11 protein-coding genes and 1 pseudogene are annotated in these 18,142 nt (G+C 69.3%); 5 read left to right on the top strand and 7 right to left on the bottom strand.

Annotation, left to right across the window (positions count from 1 at the left end; all coding sequences use genetic code 11):
* Window positions 1-267: pseudogene (locus tag VF536_RS08925) on the bottom strand (hypothetical protein); the annotation flags it as partial.
* A 505-nt stretch (window positions 268-772) separates the two neighbouring features.
* Between VF536_RS08925 and VF536_RS08920 the strand changes: the two are divergent.
* A complete protein-coding gene (locus VF536_RS08920; protein WP_331614479.1) occupies window positions 773-3,220 on the top strand; it encodes a catalase in 2,448 nt (815 codons plus the stop codon).
* A 34-nt stretch (window positions 3,221-3,254) separates the two neighbouring features.
* On the opposite strand, the gene VF536_RS08915 is transcribed toward VF536_RS08920, so the two are convergent.
* Window positions 3,255-4,004, bottom strand: a complete 750-nt coding sequence (locus VF536_RS08915; protein WP_331614478.1) for a hypothetical protein — start codon at window positions 4,002-4,004, stop codon at window positions 3,255-3,257.
* Window positions 4,005-4,241: 237 nt separating this feature from the next.
* Between VF536_RS08915 and VF536_RS08910 the strand changes: the two genes are divergently transcribed.
* Window positions 4,242-4,466, top strand: a complete 225-nt coding sequence (locus VF536_RS08910; RefSeq protein ID WP_331614477.1) for a hypothetical protein — start codon at window positions 4,242-4,244, stop codon at window positions 4,464-4,466.
* On the opposite strand, the gene VF536_RS08905 is transcribed toward VF536_RS08910, so the two are convergent.
* Complete coding sequence (locus VF536_RS08905) at window positions 4,436-5,629, bottom strand: homoserine dehydrogenase (RefSeq protein WP_331614476.1); 1,194 nt, start codon at window positions 5,627-5,629, stop codon at window positions 4,436-4,438. The genes VF536_RS08910 and VF536_RS08905 overlap by 31 nt on opposite strands.
* On the opposite strand from VF536_RS08905, the gene VF536_RS08900 reads away from it, so the two are divergent.
* On the top strand, window positions 5,628-6,185 hold the full coding sequence (locus VF536_RS08900) for a nuclear transport factor 2 family protein (protein ID WP_331614475.1): 558 nt from the start codon (window positions 5,628-5,630) through the stop codon (window positions 6,183-6,185). The two genes, VF536_RS08905 and VF536_RS08900, sit on opposite strands and share 2 nt — an antisense overlap.
* Before the next feature lie 53 nt (window positions 6,186-6,238).
* Here the strand turns inward: VF536_RS08900 and VF536_RS08895 are convergent, their stop codons facing one another.
* From VF536_RS08895 to VF536_RS08885, 3 genes are all read right to left on the bottom strand, one after another.
* Entirely contained in the window at window positions 6,239-6,817 is a 579-nt protein-coding gene (locus VF536_RS08895) for a PEP-CTERM sorting domain-containing protein (protein WP_331614473.1), read from the bottom strand.
* A gap of 11 nt (window positions 6,818-6,828) precedes the next feature.
* Complete coding sequence (locus tag VF536_RS08890; protein ID WP_331614472.1) at window positions 6,829-10,404, bottom strand: alpha-1,6-glucosidase domain-containing protein; 3,576 nt, start codon at window positions 10,402-10,404, stop codon at window positions 6,829-6,831.
* Between the two features lie 227 nt (window positions 10,405-10,631).
* Entirely contained in the window at window positions 10,632-11,531 is a 900-nt protein-coding gene (locus VF536_RS08885) for a helix-turn-helix transcriptional regulator (protein ID WP_331614471.1), read from the bottom strand.
* 96 nt (window positions 11,532-11,627) lie between these two features.
* Between VF536_RS08885 and VF536_RS08880 the strand changes: the two genes are divergently transcribed.
* Both VF536_RS08880 and VF536_RS08875 read left to right on the top strand, forming a co-directional pair.
* Window positions 11,628-13,922 (top strand): hypothetical protein, encoded by a 2,295-nt coding sequence (locus VF536_RS08880; RefSeq protein WP_331614470.1) that lies wholly within the window; start codon window positions 11,628-11,630, stop codon window positions 13,920-13,922.
* Between the two features lie 80 nt (window positions 13,923-14,002).
* Window positions 14,003-15,628, top strand: a complete 1,626-nt coding sequence (locus VF536_RS08875; protein ID WP_331614469.1) for an ATP-binding protein — start codon at window positions 14,003-14,005, stop codon at window positions 15,626-15,628.
* 3 nt (window positions 15,629-15,631) lie between these two features.
* Here VF536_RS08875 and VF536_RS08870 read toward each other — a convergent pair whose 3' ends face one another.
* Window positions 15,632-17,860 (bottom strand): TonB-dependent siderophore receptor, encoded by a 2,229-nt coding sequence (locus tag VF536_RS08870; protein WP_331614466.1) that lies wholly within the window; start codon window positions 17,858-17,860, stop codon window positions 15,632-15,634.
* Window positions 17,861-18,142 lie beyond the last annotated feature (282 nt).

Genomic DNA, 18,142 nt, shown 5'->3' with positions numbered 1-18,142 from the left:
GCCGATGCCGGCGCCCTCAGCGGCCTTGTTGCCGAGTTCGGTCTCGACGCCCTTGTCGCTGAAGTGGCGCTGGCGGGTGTCGTCGGACATGACCAGGTCGATGTCCTTCGGGTCGTAGCCGCGCTCGCTGGCCGAGCCGTAGGCGGACTCCGCGCTGGCGCGATCGGGGAAGAGGCCGGTGACCAGACGGTCCTGCGAGGTCGTGGTGCCGGCGGTGGTGCCGGCGGTGGTGCCGGCGGTGGTGTTGACGGTGTTGACGGTGTTCATGAGGTGTTCCTTGTTCGAAGAAGAGAGGACAGACGAGGCGCGGAGGACCGGGCCGGGATCAATGACGATCCGCGCGCGGCGGCAGGTCGCCGCTGGGCGCGGTGCAGATGCGGTTCATCGTGATTCCTGCTTGTTGATGAGGCCGACGTGGCCTGCATGCCCGGACAAGGCATACCGGGCCCCCGCTCGCCGATGTCGGTGTGCCTGGACCGTTTACCTATGGGCATCGCCCATCGGGGCCGTGGCGGCCCGGGAAGTTCTCTCTACGTTTGCTCGGTATCGGTGTCGATTACCGATCGCGCGCGGACCGGCCAGGATCGATGGCGCCCGGCGATGAGCTGAGCGCTCGCAAGGCCGAACGCCTCGTCGGAGCCGAGGAAGAAACCGCCACGTGAGCCGTCGCCTTCAGGCATGACAACGACTGGCGCTGCCGGTCTCGATGCACGCCGCAGGAACGGTTTGTGCCGCATGCCGTCGAGCTTTCCGCAGAACCACGAGGACGACCATGCCTAAATCACCCACTCCGCCCGCCTCTCCCGCCCGCAAAGGGGCCGCCGCCGGCAACGCGACGGGCGATGCCGGTGCGAAGGCTGCCGCCCGCAACACGGACAGCGCGTCCAGCCGTCCGCCCTCCGGCGACGGCGGCGATCTCGCGCTGAAGCAGGCGGCCGAGACCGGCGCCATGGCCACGGCGATGCCGTTCAACGCCAACAAGCCCGGCGAGCACGGCTTCGACGAAGGCGTGCGACCGCAGCCCGGCATCACCGTCGACGCGCCGTCGCGCCTGCCGTCGGCCAGCACGCTGTCCGAGGCCCAGACCAACGACAAGGTCGGCACGCAGGCGCCGGAAGGCCGCAACGCCACCATCGCGCCGCTGGACCGCGTGCGCGTCGATTCCTCGGGCCAGGCGCTGACGACCAACCAGGGCGTGCGCATCGCCGACAACCAGAACTCGCTGAAGGCCGGCCCGCGCGGGCCAGTGCTGCTGGAGGACTTCATCCTCCGCGAGAAGATCACCCACTTCGACCACGAGCGCATCCCCGAGCGCATCGTGCATGCGCGCGGTTCGGCCGCCCACGGCTTCTTCGAAAGCTACGACGCGCTGACCGACCTCACCAAGGCCGCGCCGTTTAAGGAGGCGGGCAAGCAGACGCCGGTGTTCGTGCGCTTCTCCACCGTGCAGGGCGGCGGCGGCAGCAAGGACACGGCGCGCGACGTGCGCGGCTTCGCCGTCAAGTTCTACACCGACGAAGGCAACTGGGACCTGGTCGGCAACAACATCCCGGTGTTCTTCATCCAGGACGCGATGAAGTTCCCCGACCTGGTCCACGCGGTGAAGCCCGAGCCGCATCACCACATGCCCGAGGCCGCCAGCGCGCACGACACCTTCTGGGACTTCGCGTCGCTTATGCCCGAGTCCACCCACATGCTGATGTGGGTGATGAGCGATCGCGGGATCCCGCGCTCCTACGCGACGATGCAGGGCTTCGGCGTGCACACCTACCGCTTCGTCAACGAGGCGGGGGACAGTGTGTTCGTGAAGTTCCACTGGACGCCCAAGGCCGGCACGCACTCGCTGGTGTGGGACGAGGCGGTGAAGATCTCCGGTGCCGATCCGGACTACCACCGGCGCGACCTGTGGGAGCGCATCGAGTCCGGCGCCTTCCCCGAGTACGAGCTCGGCGTGCAGGTCTTCACCGAGGAGCAGGCGGACGCGTTCAGCTTCGACATCCTCGACGCGACCAAGCTCATTCCCGAGGAACTCGTGCCGGTGCGTGCAATCGGACGCATGGTGCTGAACCGTAACCCGGACAACTTCTTCGCCGAGACCGAACAGGTCGCCTACTGCACCGCGCACGTGATCCCGGGCATCGACTTCAGCAACGACCCGCTGCTGGCGGGCCGCATCCATTCGTACGTGGACACGCAGATCACGCGGCTGGGTGGCCCCAACTTCCACGAGATCCCGATCAACGCGCCGATTGCGCAGGTCCACAACAACCAGCGCGATGGGGCCCACCGCCAGGCGATCCCGCGCGGACGCGTCTCCTACGAGCCCAACTCGCTGGGCGGCGGCTGTCCGTTCCAGGCGGGCGCGGCACAGGGCTTCACCTCCGTCGCGGCGCGCCAGCGCGGCTCGGACGAACAGGCCAAGGTGCGCGCCAAGCCTGAGCTCTTCGCCGAACACTACAACCAGGCGCGCCTCTTCTTTGAAAGCCAGTCGCCGCCGGAGCAGGCCCACATCGCGGCGGCCTTCCGTTTCGAGCTGAGCAAGGTGACGGTACCGGCGATCCGCGAGCGGATGTTGTCCTCGCTGAGGAACGCGTCGGAAGAACTGGCGGCGAAGATCGCCGACGGGCTCAACATGCCGTTGCCGCCCCCGATGCCTCTGGCCATCGAGAACGCGCCGGAACCCGAGGTGCGGAAGTCGCCGGCGCTGTCGCTGCTGGCGCGTCCGGGTGACGGCTCGATCGCCGGCCGCAAGGTGGTGATCCTGGTGGCCGACGGCGTCATCGGACAGGGCGCGAAGACGGTTCACGCCGCATTGCTCGCGCAGGGCGCCGTCCCGCGCTTCGCGGCGCCGCGCATCGGCCCGGTGAAGGCGGCCGACGGCGAGATGATCGAGGCGGATGTATCGCTGGAGAACGAGCCCGGCTTCCTGTTCGACGCGCTCGTGGTGCCCGACGGGGAAGAGGCGATCCGCGCGCTCGGTCGGGACGCCCATGTCTACGAGTTCATCCGCGATCAGTTCCGGCACTGCAAGCCGATCCTGGCGCTGGGCGCCGGCGCCTCGCTGCTGCGCGCGGCGGGTCTGGGCCCGGCGCTGGAGCCCGACGTCATGACGCCGGGACTCTTCACCGGCGATTCGGCGGAGAAGGGCGTGAAGGCGCTCATCGGGGGCCTGGCGGCGCACCGCCACTTCGAACGCGAGAGCGACCCGCCGAGGGTGTGACTCCGGGCTCGATGCAGACGGCACGATCGGCGCATTACGCCTGCAGGCGCCGCTCGGCGGTGACGTCGTCGATCGTCAGCAGGATGAGGGTGCGATGCGGCCAGGCTACGCAGGCCGCGTTGAGTTTCACCGTGCGCGCGCCGATGTGGGGGAAGACGGCGCTGACCTCGTAGTCGCGCACGCGCGTGTGCCGCGGGATGAGGGTTTCCAACAGCTCACGCAGCGCGGGGATGTTCCATTGGCCGTTGCCCAGCGCATAGAGCGCCTTCTGCAGCGTCTCGCGCGCGGTGGTCTCGTAAGCGCTGTAGAAGGCCTGGTTGGCGCGCGTGACGCGCCAGTCGGGCGTGAGCACCAGCAGCGGCAGGGACATGGTTTCGATGATGGCGTCCGCGAAGTCGCGCCCCTGGGTGACCTCGTCGTGCAGCGCCTTGAGCTCGCGGTTGCGGGCCCGCAGTTCGTCGTTGGTCGCGGACAGCGTCTCGTTCAGGGCCTGCAGGTGTTCCATCGCAGTCTCGAGTTCCTCGCCGCTGCCTCGGAGCGCCAGGTGGCTCGACTGCGTCTCTTCTTCCGAGGCCTTGATCGAGGCCTCCGCGCGCGCATGCTCCGCGCGCATCACGCGGGTCTGGGCGTGGTTGTGCTCGCGGGCCGCGTGCAACTCGTCGGTCAGGCGCTGGATTTCGCGGCGCTCCGCGACGCCGCCGGACAGCCGCGCCTGCGCCGATGCTCTGACGGCGCGAAGCCGACGCAGCACGCGGTCGATGAAGACCTCGTCAGGGTAGGGCACGGCGCGGCCTCCCGCGATCAGATCGATCCAGATCAATGGCAACCGCAGCTTGAGGCGTCCGGGTGACGGGGTCTGTGGGCTGGCGCACGCAGCGCGTCAAAGCGCCGGTCCGAGGAAGAAATAGACGGCGGCTCCGGCTTCCGTGCTTGAATCGGCGCCACTGACCCCACGCGCACCTGGTTCTCCCAGTCCTCGCGTGAGCCAGTCGCTGCGGAGAAACGGACCATGAGTACGTCAATGACAGTCGACTTCATGCACACCTTCCTGGGCACCGGGCGATCCATCAAGGTCTGTGCGGACGTCGTCGCCCGGGGCAGCTTCCTCACCTGGATCGCCACCTTCAACATGGCGCCCAAGGTCTTCGAGATGACGGGCTGCGTCTGCAGGGCCGAGGACGAGAGCGAGCGCAACGCCGTGATCTGGTCGATCGGTCAGGCGCTCGACGTCAGGCGTTTCGATTGAGCTTGCGCGGACAGAATGTGTTCCAGGTCCTTCAGCGCGGCCGCCGCCGTGCCGTAGGGGCTGGAGCCGCCGCCCACGAGGGTCAGTTCCCCCATGAGATCGGTGACGACGTGCACCGCCTTCATCCGGCCGTGCGCCCGCGCGAACGGATGGTCGGGTCCGCACAGCTCGATGCCGACCGACGCGTCGCACACGCCGCTCGAGCGATCGACGCGGCCCACCAGGCGCGGCATGACGCCTTGCGTCTTCCAGCGGCGCACATCGTCGAGCGTCACCTGATCAATGCCCTGGCGCTTCATCGTCTGCACGTCGATGACGTCGCCGAAGGCCGCGCTGCACAGGATCGCGATCTTGCACGCGGTGTCCCAGCCATGGGTGTCGAGCGTGGGATCGGACTCCGCGATGCCCAGGCGCTGCGCCTCGGCGAGGGCGTCGGCGAAGGCGCACTCCCTGTCCATCATCTCGGACAGGATGATGTTGGTCGTGCCGGTCACGATCGCGGAGAGGGACTTCACCTCGCAGCCGGCCAGGTTGTACTGGACGAGGTCGACAGTCGGCATGGCCGATCCGGCCGCGCCGCTCACCTTGAGCGCCCGTCCGCGACGGCGCGCTTCGGCGTGCAGTCCCGGGAAGTCATGGACCAGCGCGCCCTTGGAGATGGCGATGACATGCATGTCGCGGCGCAACGCCGTCCGCATGTAGCCGAGCGCCGCGCCGCCGGTGCGGAAGTCCGTCGGGCTCGCCTCGATCAGGAGGTCGGCGGGGACCTGGTCGATGAAGGTCTGGCCGCTCAGGCCTGAGGTGTAGCGGGAGCGGTCCGCCAAAGCCTCCGGGCCCAGGCCGGCCTCGTCGATGAGCCCCGCCGAAGCGCCGCAGACGCCGACGATGCGGACCTCGAGATCGAATTCCCGCCGATAACGGTCCGCCCGGGCCGAGAGGAGTTCAGCAACCTTGCGGCCGATGCCGCCGAAACCGGTGATCGCGATGTGGAGTCGGGACATGGGGAGATGCGCGCGGCGTAGGAAGGACGAGCGTGGATTCTGCGTGATCGGCGTGGGACATCGCGCTGCCGTATCAGGCAAGCGTTCTGGAGGATCGAGCCAGTCCCGACCCTGCGAAGCGGACACAGTGGTCCTGTCTTCAAGCCCCGGAGTGACCGCCATGCAGACTGCCCATGCCCTTCGTCGCTGGACGCGCGCGATCGTGCCGCTCCTTGCCGGGATCGTCCTGCTGCTTCCATTGCTCTTCCCACCGGCGCTTCATGCGGCGCCACCGCCGGAAGCTTCCGTCCGCGTGGACGGCAAGACCGCGGAACGCAACCGCGCCCGCGTCGTCGAGGCCTTCGATGCGTGGGCCAAGGGCGGGAACCGCTTCTTCGACGATCTCCTGTCACCGTCGGTGCGCTGGACCATCCGGGGCAGCGGCCCGTACGCCGGCACCTACGTCGGCCTGGACGATTTCGTGGCCCGAGCGGTGCGCCCCTTCTCCTCGAGGCTGTCGCAACCGGTGAGACCGGTCGCCGTGCATCAGGTCTTCGCGCAGGGCGACGACGTGGCGGTGCACTGGGACGGGGAGGCGCAAGCCCGCGACGGACAACCCTATCGCAACAGCTACGTGTGGATCTTCCGCATGAAGGACGGACGCGTCACCGAGGCCACGGCCTTCCTCGACCTCGCGCCGTATGAGGATGTGATCCGGCGTGTGCCGCTGCCACAGTGACCGCAGCAGGACGGTGGCGGCGCGACGCGACGCGACGCGACGTCGCGCGCGGCTCAGTGCCCGCGCCGCCGCCGCGCCTGGACGCCGACGATCAGCCCCAAGCCCAGCAGCGCCAACGCGGCGCTCGCCGGCTCCGGCACCGCCGAAGCGGCCGTCACATCGAAGGTCAGGTTCCCGCGCAGCCATTCGCCCTCGGCCACGTCGAGCGCGAAGTCCTTGTACGCCTCGCTGAACTCCAGCCGCAGCAGGCCGTCCGCACCGACGCCCAGCCCGAACGGACTCAGGTCCAGAGAGCCGCTGTAGCTCCCGATCCCGCTGGCAAAGTCGGCGCCTCCCGGCGCGAAGGTGACCAGGTCCAACCCGCTCGATCCGCCGAAGCTGACCTGCATCTCCGACAGCACGCTCGGCGCGAAGGCATTCAGGTCCAGCGACCACGACAGCGAGTTCAGCACCGCATTCGCGCCGACATCGATGAACCAGACGGTGTTGCCGGCTTCGCCCTGCAGGTTGACGCTCTGCGCGCCGCCGACGTCGACGACGATGGGCGAGGCGTGCGCAGGCGCGCTGGCGAGGCCCAGCAGGGCGGAGGCGGCCACGGCGGAGGCGGCGAGGAGGTGATGGAGTCGCTTCATGACGTCGGCTTTCAATGGGAAGTGGTGGCGGTTGGAGCGGCGGTTGTGGCGGCGGCAGCGGAGGCGGGAACCACGAACACCACCGCCGTGCGCGCCGGCACGTTGAAGCGGCCGGTGGCGCGATCGAAGCTGGCCTGGCGGGCGCGCGAGTCGGCGGCGCCCACCGCCGTGTGGACCGGATGCAGCGTCAGCGCATGTCCGGCCAGCGCGGGCAGCGTCAGCTCCTTGGCGACCTTGTCGACGTTGATCAGGTAGACCAGCTCGTTGAAGTTGGCGCCGGGATACCCGGTGCCATCGAGCCGTCCGACCAGCACCGTCGCCTCCTGCGAGGAGCCCGTGTTCAGGAACGTCAGCCGAGACTTGATGTCCTCGGCCGTGCGCAGTCGCAGCAGCGTCGAGCTCTTGCGGATGCGCAGCAGGTCGCGGAAGGCGTCGCGCGTCCACGCGATGTCCGACGCCGCCGGCTTGATCAGCGGATTCGCGAGCAGCGGTTTCGCATACGGCCAGTTGTCCGCGTTGTCGCGCGAGGGCGGCAGGCCGACGCCGAAGTTGTTGTCCGCATAGGTCCAGTCCAGCCGGTTGAACCAGTCGCCGCTGTCGTAGCTGTTGCGGTCCAGCGACTTGCTGCGCAGCGTGTCCGTGCCCGCATGGAAGTAGGCCACCCCCTGGCTGAATGCATTGATCGCACTGGCCAGGATCTGCACCCGCGCGCGGTCTTCGCGGCTCGTGCCGACGGGCAGCCGGAAGGCGTTGTTGTCGAACAGGGTCAGGTTGTCGTGGTTCTCCACATAGTTGACGACCTCGCCCGGCTCCAGCACCCACCCCGCCGGGATGCCGCCGACATCGATCTGCTCCAGCCGCAGCGTGGCGTCCCAGCTCGTCTGCATCTGGAAGCTGCGGATCGAGCCCGCCAGCGCCGCGCGGAGGCGGTCGGCCTGCCACATCAGCTCGCCGCGCGTCTGGCCGTTGTTGTGGCCGTTGCTGTCGTAGAAGAAGCCGTTCACATAGCCCTGGCTGGCCAGCAGCGCCTCGCCCGAATCGCAGCAGCCGCCGCCGCGCACCGCGTCGCGGATCAGCGGGTTGAAGCTGCCGATGCCCGATCCGTTCAGCGACAGCATCTCCGCCTGCACGAAGCGCGCGCCGTTGGCGACCTCGCCGAAGTTCCATCCCTCGCCGACGATCTGCACCTCGCGGCCGGCGGCCAGCTTGACGCGCGCCTTCAACGCCTCGATGACCGCGCGCGGGTGGTGGCCCATGATGTCGAAACGCAGCGAGCTGATGCGGTAGTCGCGCGTCCACGTGACCGCCGAATCGATCATGAGCTTGGCCATCATGAGGTTCTCGGAGGCCGTGTTCTCGCAGCAGGTCGAACGCTCGATGCCGCCCGCGGCGTTGTAGCGGAAGTAGTAGTTGGGCACGACCTTGTCGAGCACCGAGGTGGCGTTCTGTCCCGACGAGGTGGTGTGGTTGTAGACCAGGTCCATGCCCACGCGCAGGCCGGCGGCGTTGAGCGCCTGCACCATGCGGCGGAACTCGAGGACGCGCGCGACCGGGTCGTTCGCATTGCTTGAGTAGCTGCCTTCCGGCGTCGAGAAATGCTGCGGGTCGTAGCCCCAGTTGAAGCAGTCGGTGCCGGCCGTGGCGGCCACGGCGGCCTGCTGCGACTCGCCGTCCGGCGCGCCGGCGGGCGAGGGCGTCACGCAGCCCTTCTCGTTGACGGTGGCGAAGTCGAACACGGGCAGCAGGTGCACGTCGGTCAGGCCCGCGGCGGCGAGGGCGCCCAGATGGCGCATGCCGTTGGAGCCGGACTCCGCGAAAGCCAGGTACTTGCCGCGCCGCGCGGCAGGCACGGTGGCGTCGTTGATCGAGAAGTCGCGGACGTGCAATTCGTAGATGCTCAGGTCGGACGGCGCCGACACCGTGGCCGGCGGCGCGCCGCCGTCCCAGCCCGCGGGCTTGGTCGCGGCGGACTGCAGGTCCATCACCACGCTCTGCTGACCGCCGAGCGTCACGCCCAGCGAGTACGGATCGGCGACCAGGTTCTTCACCAGTCCCACGCCCTTCACGAAGACCTGCACCTGGTAGCGGTAGGTGGCGCCCTGCAGGCTGCCGGGCTTGGTGAGGCGCCAGACGCCAGTCGCGGCGTCGCGCGCCATGGGCTCGGTGGTGGTGCGGGTGAGCGTCGATCCCGCGATCGGCGTCGTCAGCACGAGGGCCACGTCTTGCGCGGTCGGCGCCCAGAGCTTGAAGGAGGTCGAGCCGTTGGCGACGACGGCGCCGAGGTCCGGCACGTCGTTGGCGGCGGCGTAGAGATCATCGAGCGCGCCGGCGATCTGCGCGGTCGTCGCGTTCTGGACGCGGCCGTCCGCGTCCTCCTGGACGAGCACGAGCTGGCGCTGATGCAGCGACGGCAGCCGCGCGACATCGGCCGGGCGGACCGCGAAGACCGCGCCGCTGGCCACGTACTTGAAACGCAGCGCATCGGCCGGCGGCACGGTGCCGCTGAAAGGGTCCAGCGTGATGAAGCCGTCGGCGCCGCTCACCGGCGTGTTGGCGGCGACGCTGATCTGTCCCGTCGCCGAGTAATACAGGCGCACGGCGCCCGAACCGCTTGCGCCGATGCGCGGCCACTTCACGAGCGTCTTGTTGAGCCACACGGCGCGCGCGTCGGTGCTGGACACCTGGCGCAGGTCCGGCGTCGCGGTGTAGACCGTCGCGTCGCGCTCGACCAGCCAGATGTGGCCGACGCGGTTCTGGATCGTCAGCGCGGAGAACTCGACGCGGATGTTGTTGTCGCGGCCGTCCTTGTCGTTCTCGTTGGGCGGTTGGCCGTGGATGATGAACTCCAGGCCCTTGCGGCTCGCATCACCCTGCGGATTGAGCACGGGGATGTCGAAGACGACCTCGTCCGTGCCGGCCGAGTAGCCCGGCATCGCGCTGAAAGCGACGGGCTGGTTCCAGTTGTCGATGGTGACGCCGCCGGGCAGGGCGGCCGCGTCCAGGCCGCTGCCGTTCCACACATGCAGGCCCCAGGCGCTGTAGGCGCCGTCGAAGCGCTTGTAGTGGACCCGCACCGTGGTGATGTCGGGCGTGGCCAGCTGCAGCGGATTGCCCGGGTAGTTGGTGCTGTCGCCCTGCAGGCGCCAGACCTCGTTGGCGCCGGCCTGGAGCACGAGGCTCTGGTCCGCGCCGCCGTTGTCCTTGTTGTCGCCGTTGTGGAAGAGGAAGCCCACGGTACCGCTGGTGGCGGCGAGCGGGACGTCGTAGTAGACGCCGAAGTCGTCGCTGCCGGCGGCGTTCCAGCCAGCGTTCCAGTTGGGGCTCTGCGCGGCATTCCAGGTGTGGATCTGCCAGCCGGCGTGGTTGCCGTCGGAACGGCGGTAGTGGACGCGCAGCGAGGTCGCGGGAGCGTCAGGTGTTGCCACCGCGGCGATGCGGGCCCGGGTCGAGGCCGACGGCGGCGTCGAGCCGGTCGGCACTTCCGCGATCAGCGCGACGCCGTTCTCGTCGACGACCGCCGCGCTGGTGCCGGCCTTCTGGGCGAGTCCGGCCTCGCCGCCGCCGCATGCCGAAAGCAGCCCGCTCAAGGCGACTGCCAACCCGATCGTCAAGGTGCCCGCCACCCGTCGCGCTGTGCGCGACCAACCACCAGTCCATGCCTGCATGTCCGTGCCCTCCTCAAAGGTGGCCGGATGCTAAGGAGTAAAACTACATCATGTGACCGTGAAATCCCGGAGTCGGATTACATGTCGAGGGTTCAAGGGACAAGGAAAGGACAGGGTTTGGTCTGGATTCGGGTGAAAAAGCCACGGATTCAGCCTTTCGGCTGTAGTTTTGCTTCAGTCCTGAGCGCTCGCGGAGAACAGTCGAACGCCCGCCGGAAGGCTCGGTTGAAGTTCGACAGGTCCGCCCAGCCGCTGTCGTAGGCGACGGCGGTCACCGGGCGGCGCGTGTCGCGCAGCAGGCGCAGCGCATGCATCAGCCGCTGGCGGATCAGGTACTGGTGCGGCGTCACGCCGATGGATTGGCGGAACACGCGCAGCAGGTGGAAGGGGCTCAGGCCGGCGGCGTCCGCGACGTCGGCGAGCGTGATGGCCTCGGCGCTGCGGGTCTCGATGCAATGCGCGGCGGCGCGGGCGCGTTCGTCCTGTCGGGGCGACGGCGCAGGCGCTTCACCGTCGCCCAGTGCGCGACGCACCTGGGACACGATGGTCAGCGCCGCCTCGTCGAGCGCGAAACCTTCTTCGCCGCCATCGTCCAGCGCTCGGAACAGCCCCGCCACGCGCGGCAACGGCGGCAGGCAGGCATGTGTGAAGCGTTCGGCCGCCAGCGTGTCGTCGAACAGGTCCGCCGACATCGTGAGCACCGTGCAGTCGTCGCCCGTGCCGTCGCTGTCCTCATGCGAGCACGCGTAGCCGTCGCCCGCGTTGCCCAGCATCAGCCAGCCGGGACCGAGCACGGCGGCACCGGTACGCGTCCGGTAGGTGAAGCGGCCGCGGTCGACCAGCGTGATGGAGAAGTTCTGGTGCTCCTCGTCGATGGGCCGTTCGCCCGGGGCGGCGCGGCACTGGCAGTGCATCAGGCGCAGACCGGTGCCCGACTGCAGCGGGCGATAGCGGCGGTCGTGGGCGACGTCGTCGGCGAGGGCCTTGGCGCTGGTGAGCGCGTCAGCGAGGGCGGGGGCGTCAGCCAGGGGAGGGCGAGGCAGCGGCATGGTCGGGATGCTAAGGAGCGCCGGCTCCAGAGCCTGTCAGCAGGCATCGCAGTTTTTGCCAAGTTTTCTGCGGCGGGCATCCCTAGGCTTGCCCGCATGAAACACCTCATCAAGCCCTTCGTCGCCGCGCTTGGCAGCGCCACCTTCTTCATCGCTGCGCCGGCGCTCGCCGCCGATCATCTCGACACGCCCACCGTCATCGCCGATCCCGCCGCCGACATCGGTGACCTCTACGCCTGGACGTCCGTCGACGGGAAGCGTCTGAACTTCGTCATGGACATCGTCGGCAAGCGCTTCTCCGACCAGGTCCAGTACGTCTTCCACGTCGACAGCGGTCAGCGCTTCGGTGCCACGACGGTCGGCACGCGATTGCTCTGCCAGTTCGATGCCGGCGGCATCGTCAGCTGCTGGGCGGGCCGCGAGGACCGCGCGCAGGGCGACGCGAGCGTCCCCAGCGGGCTGTCCAGCCGGCATGGCCGCCTGCGCGTCTTCGCCGGTCAGCGGGACGATCCCTACTTCAACAATGTGCGCGGCACCCGCGCCGCGCTCAACGCGGCGGCCGATGCTGTCCGCGGGGAGAAGGCGCCGAAGGACGCCTCAGGCTTTCATCGCTTCGATGAGAAGACCTTGAAGCGCATCGGCGCGCTGTGGGGCCAGACCGAGGGCGGTCCGGCGCGCAACTTCCTCGCCGGGTGGACGACCTCGGCGCTGGTCGTGTCGGTGGACCTCGACCTTGTGAACGCGGGGGGGCCGATGCTGGCGGTCTGGGGACGGACGGAGCGTCGTCAGGCCGCTCCGGATGGCGCACCGCCGCCGCCGGGCGCGCCCATCGACCGCATGGGCCGCGCGCTGACCGGCAATGCGCTGCTCGCCACGATCGGCACGGATGAGGCGGCGAACGCGCTGAAGGAGGCCTACAACCGCGCCGGGCCGGCCGACTGGCAGGACTTCGCCCCGGAGATCGGCCGCAACCTGGCGCTGTACGACGGCTTCGACGGGGTGGCCGGCAACCAGTGGCTGGCAGAGGCCAAAAGCGCCTCGCCGGATCGCTATCGACATCTGGCTGAACTGCTGGCCGATGACCGCCTCTGGGTGGACAGCCGGCAAACGCACTGCGAGCTCTACCTGGCGGTGGAGCGGCGCGCCGCCGGCGCGAGCCTTCCGCCCGACTGCGGCGGCCGCACGCCGCTGGTCAACGTCAATGCGGTGTTCCGCTCGCTGCTGATCCGTGGGACGCCGGATGTCGCGGACGACGGCGTCACGCGAGACGATCGCTCGCACTCCACCATCGAGTTCCCGTTCCTCGCCGCGCCGGCGAGTTCCACACCGGCACCGGCACCTGCATCGACACCGCCACTGCCACCGACACCGACACCATCTGCGGCCACGACGCAGAGCGACATCGCCATCGCCAACCTCGATCACCTGATCCGACAGCACGGGGACGATCCGGCGGCGTTGGAGTTCTCGCTGATGCGTCTGCAGTTCCTGGCCGACTATCGCGTGCTCGATCGTGCGTCCGAGGTCGCGCAACGTCGGTCAGGCGGCGCTCCTCGTGATGCCGCTGCCAGCCTGCGGCGGGCGCGCGCCCTCGTGACCTTGCATCGCTTCGCGGAGGCGGAACGGGTCCTCGACGCCGCTGGCGCCTCGCCGCTGCAGCGCGCGACCCTGCTCGTCGCCACCGGACGCGCGGGTCAGGTCTTGTCCGCGCTGACGGACGAGGCGGCGCGCCGGCCCGACTTCGCGAGCCTGGTCGCGCTCGCTCGTGCCGAAGCCGCCGTGGGTCGACTCGAGGACGCGGACCGTCACTACGCCCAGGCGCTGACGAAGTTGGACACGACGTGGCCGTTCCCCGCCGCCTCCATCGCATTCGCGCGCGGGCTGATGTGGACGGAGCAGGGCGACGACGCGGCGCGCGGCGCGGCCTTCTACGAGGAAGCGCTGCGCCTGCTCCCCGACTATGCGGCGGCCGGCATCCACCTTGCCGAGCTTGATCTCGCCCGGGGCGACGAGCTGTCGGCGCTCACGCGGCTGACGCACGTCGTACGGCGCAGCGATGAACCCGAGGCGCTCGCGCTGCTCGGCGAACTGCACCTGCGGCAAGGCCGGACGGCGCAGGGGCGCGAGGAGATCGCCCGCGCGAAGCGCCGTTACGAGGCGCTGCTGACGCGCCATCCGCGGGCCTTCGCCGATCACGCCGCCGAGTTCTACCTCGGTGCCGGCCGCGATCCGAAACGCGCCTGGACCTGGGCCCGGGCCAACCTGCGCGAGCGCCCGACCCGTCGCGCCTACCAGCTGGCGATCCGGGCCGCCGAGGCGATGACGCTGACCCGCGAGGCCGCGTCGCTGCGCGCACGGATGGACGCCCGCCACGCGACCCATGCGGCTTGACCCGGGGGCGGGGCGTCGCAAGCGGCTGCGATACTCCGCCGTCCCCTTCGCTCCGGAAGGGCCCCGCTCCAGTGCCCGCCATGACCGACGATCAGCGTCCCCCCGCCAACGACCTCGCCCAGTTCCAGACGCTGTTCGAGCGCATGGACGAAGGCTACTGCGTCATCGAGTTCATCGACGGTCCGCACGGCCCGCTGAGCGACTACGTGCACGTGCTTGCCAATCCGGCGTACTACGCCAACGCCGGCATCGCCGACGTCGTCGGCCAGAAGGTGCGCGAGATGGTGCCGGACGAAGCCGACGCCTGGGTCGAGATCTACCGCAACGTGCTGACGACCGGCATCCCGGTGCGCTTCGAGCGCGAGCTCGAACGGACGGGCCGCTTCCTGGAGCTCTCCGCCTTCCGCATCGATCCCGTGGAGCGCCGGCAGGTCGCCGTGCTGTTCCAGGACGTCACGAAGCGCCATCGCGCCGATCAGGCGCTGCGCGAGCTCAACGACACGCTCGAACGCCGGGTGCGGGAAGAGGTCGACCAGCGCCTGCGTACCGAGGACGCGCTGCGGCAGTCCCAGAAGATGGAGGCCGTGGGTCAACTGACCGGCGGCATCGCGCACGACTTCAACAACATGCTGGCCGTCGTGGTCAGCTCGCTCGACCTGCTGGCGCGCAAGTTCCTCAAGGACGACCCGCAGGCCATGCGCTACGTCGACGCCGCGCGCAACGGCACGCAGCGGGCGGCGCAACTGACGCAGCGCCTGCTCGCGTTCTCGCGCCAGCAGCCGCTGCGGCCCGAGGCCCTCAACGCCAACCGCCTGGTGGCGGGCATGTCCGACCTGCTGCGCCACTCGATCGGCGGCGCGATCGCGCTGGAGGCCGTGCAGGCCGGCGGCTTGTGGCGCACGCACGCCGACCCCAACCAGCTGGAGAGCGCGATCCTCAACCTCGCGGTCAACGCCCGCGACGCGATGCCCGACGGCGGTCGCCTGACCATCGAGACCGCGAACGCCCACCTCGACGAGCGCTACGTCGCCGAGCAGGTGGGGGTGCTGCCCGGCCAGTACGTGATGGTCGCGGTGACCGACACCGGCAGCGGCATGACGCCCGATGTGCTGACGCGGGCCTTCGACCCCTTCTTCACGACCAAGGAAGTGGGCCGCGGCACGGGGCTGGGCCTCAGCCAGGTCTACGGCTTCGTCAAGCAGTCCGGCGGGCACGTGAAGATCTACTCCGAGCCCGGCCAGGGCACGACGGTGAAGATCTACCTGCCGCGCCTGCTCAACGATCAGGAAGAAGAGATCGAGTCGCAGCGCGTGCCGCTGGCGTCGGCGTCGCAGGGCCAGGAGACGGTGCTGGTGGTCGAGGACGAGCCCGCCGTGCGCGCGTCCTCCGTCGACGCGCTGTCGGAACTCGGCTACCACGTGCTCGAGGCCGACGGCGGCGAGGCGGCGCTGAAGCTGCTGGACGCCCACCCCGAGATCGCGCTGGTCTTCGCCGACGTCGTCATGCCGGGCATGAACGGGCGCAAGCTCGCCGACGAGGCGCGCCGGCGCCGGCCCGGCTTGAAAGTGCTGTTCACGACCGGCTACTCGCGCAACGCGGTGGTGCACAACGGCGTGCTCGATCCCGGCGTGGACCTGCTGGGCAAGCCCTTCACGCTGGACGAACTGGCCGCCGCGGTCCGCGCGGTGCTGGACCGGGCGGATTGAGCCTCAGAACCGGTAGGTCGCGTTGACCGACACGGCGCGCGGCGCGCCCCAGGTGTAGGTCGAGTACCAGCTGAAGATCGTGTAGTACTTCTTGTCGAAGAGGTTGGTCACGTTGACCGAGGCGGACAGGTTCTTGCTGAACTCGTAGCTCGCCATCGCGTCGAAGATCCAGTAGCCATCGACGGTGTGGCGCATCGTGCCGCCGCCGGGCGTGGCGATGTCGCCCCAGGTCTTGTCCTGCCAGCGCGCGCCGCCGCCGACACGCAGGCCGTTCAACGCGCCGCCGAAGGCGCCGTCCAGCTTGTGCGTGGTGTACAGGCTGAACTGGTTGGCCGGCGTCAGCGTCGTGACGCGTTCGCCCTGCTGCTTGGACACGCTGTGCGTGTAGCCGGCCTGCAGCTGCCAGCCCGGCGTGACCTGGCCGGAGATCTCGAACTCCACTCCCCGGGTCTTGATGCCGTCGGCCGCGCGGTAGGCGATGCCGCCGGTGGGCGTCTTGCCGCCGGTCTCGATCGCGAAGTTGTCCTGCTGAAGCTGGAAGTACGCCGCCGACGCGTTGAGCCGGCCGTTCAGCCACGAGGCCTTGGCGCCGGCCTCGTAGTTCTTGCCGCGTAGCGGATCCAGCGTGCGGCCCGCTTCATCCTGCGCGGACTGCGGCGTGAAGATGTCGGTGTAGCTCGCGTAGAGCGCGACCTCGCGGGTCAGGTCCCAGACCGCGCCGGCGTAGGGCACGAACACGCCGGACTCGTCCAGCCCCTGCGCCTTGTTGCGATACGCGGACCAGCGGCCGCCGGTGATCAGCTTCAGGTCGGCGGGCAGGTTCCAGCGCGCGGCGGCATAGAGGCCGCGCTCGCGCGTCGTCTCGTCGTTGGTGAAGTCCGGCGTGCTGTTCCACACCGGCGCGGGCACCTGGCCGTTCCACTGGTAGTAGTCGGGGACGGTGGTGTCGTAGCCGTTGGCGACGTAGTAGCCGTCGTTCTTCCATTGCCGGCGGGCCAGGCTGCCGCCGACCACCAGCTCGTGCTTGCGGCCGGCCAGCGTGAAGGGGCCGCTGACGTAGACGTCGGCCGCGTCGCTGGTGGTCTTGCCGATGTACTGGCCGATCCACATCGACACGCCGGCGCCGGTGGCCGGATCGGGGAAGCCCGAGGCGCCCGCGCCGAGGTTGGCGTCGTAGCCGTTGATCTGGTGGTTGAGCTGCAGCTTGGCGACCCAGCCGTTGTCGAAGTCATGCTCCAGCGTCGCGAAACCGGTGCGGGTGTACTGCTCCCAGCGGCTCCAGGTCGCGCCGTTGTTGAACGAGCGTGGCCGGTCGTTGAACTCGCCTCGCGAATTCAGCAGCGGGATGCCGCCCCAGGTCGAGCCCTTGGGTTTGCTGTCCAGGTAGTCGAAGCCGACGGTGAGCAGGGTGTCGGGGCTCAGGTCGGTCTCGACGATGCCGTAGAGCACGGTGGTCTTGCGCTCGTAGTGGTCGAGTTGCGTGCCGCGGTCGGTGTAGGCGGCGACGCCGCGTGCGCGCAGGCTGCCGCTCTCGTTGAGCGCGCCGCCGGCGTCGACCTCGGTGCGCCAGGTGCCCCAGCTGCCGATGCTGGCGGAGGCGTGGCCGCGGAAGTCGCGCGTGGGTTTCTTGCGGATCAGGTTGATCGTCGCGCCGGGCGAGCCGCTGCCGGTGAGCAGGCCGGTCGCGCCCTTGAGCACTTCGACGCGGTCATAGATCGAGGTGTCGCTGAGCGTGTTGCCGGCGGAGTACGACGAGTCGCGCGTCATCGGCACGCCGTCGTACTGGAAGTTCTGGACCGCGAAGCCGCGCGAGTAGTACTCGGTGCGTTCGCTGTCGTAGGTGACGATGCTGATGCCCGGGGTCTGGGCCATCACGTCGTCGATGGAGGTGAGGTTGAAGTCGTCCATCTTCTGACGCGTGATCACGCTGATGGACTGCGGCGTCTCCTTGGGCGAGAGCACCAGGCGGGTCGCCGTGGCGATGGTGCCGGAAGCGTAGGAGCCGGACTTCTCGGTGATCTCGCCGAGGCGGTTGGCGTTGACGGTGACCGAGGGCAGCGCGACGTCGGCGGCCGCTGCCGACGCCGCGGGCGCAGCCGCCGCGGGCTTGGCCGGCGCCTCTTGCGCCAGGACTGGCGTCGAGATCAGCAGGCCGGCGCCGCACAGGGCGACGGCAAGCAAAGGCAGGGCAGGGCGGGGCAAGCCGCGCGAGGACCGGAGCGTGGTGGACATGGCAGGGCGTCTCCTGCCGTGACCCTCAGCGAAGGGGCATCACGTCGGCCTGTGCCGCGGAGATCTAGGTGAGGAGGATGGACATGGTCGAGCGGACCGCGAGTTGTTGATAATAATTCTCAATTGAGAAGATTCTCATCTTCAGTGATTGCGTATTCGCACAGAAGCGCGTTCTGTCGCCCGAATGCGTCTGTTGACTGCCCAGTCTGCTGGCCCTCACCCCCCCCCTCTCCCGCAAGCGGGAGAGGGGGCAAGAGGAGCCAGCGCTGCGAGTAGAGCCGA

Source organism: Roseateles sp. (genome assembly GCF_036486225.1).
In the GTDB taxonomy this organism is placed as follows: domain Bacteria; phylum Pseudomonadota; class Gammaproteobacteria; order Burkholderiales; family Burkholderiaceae_C; genus Roseateles.
The sequence above is the reverse complement of the archived record's forward strand: the minus strand, read 5'-3'. Positions and strand labels throughout refer to the sequence as shown.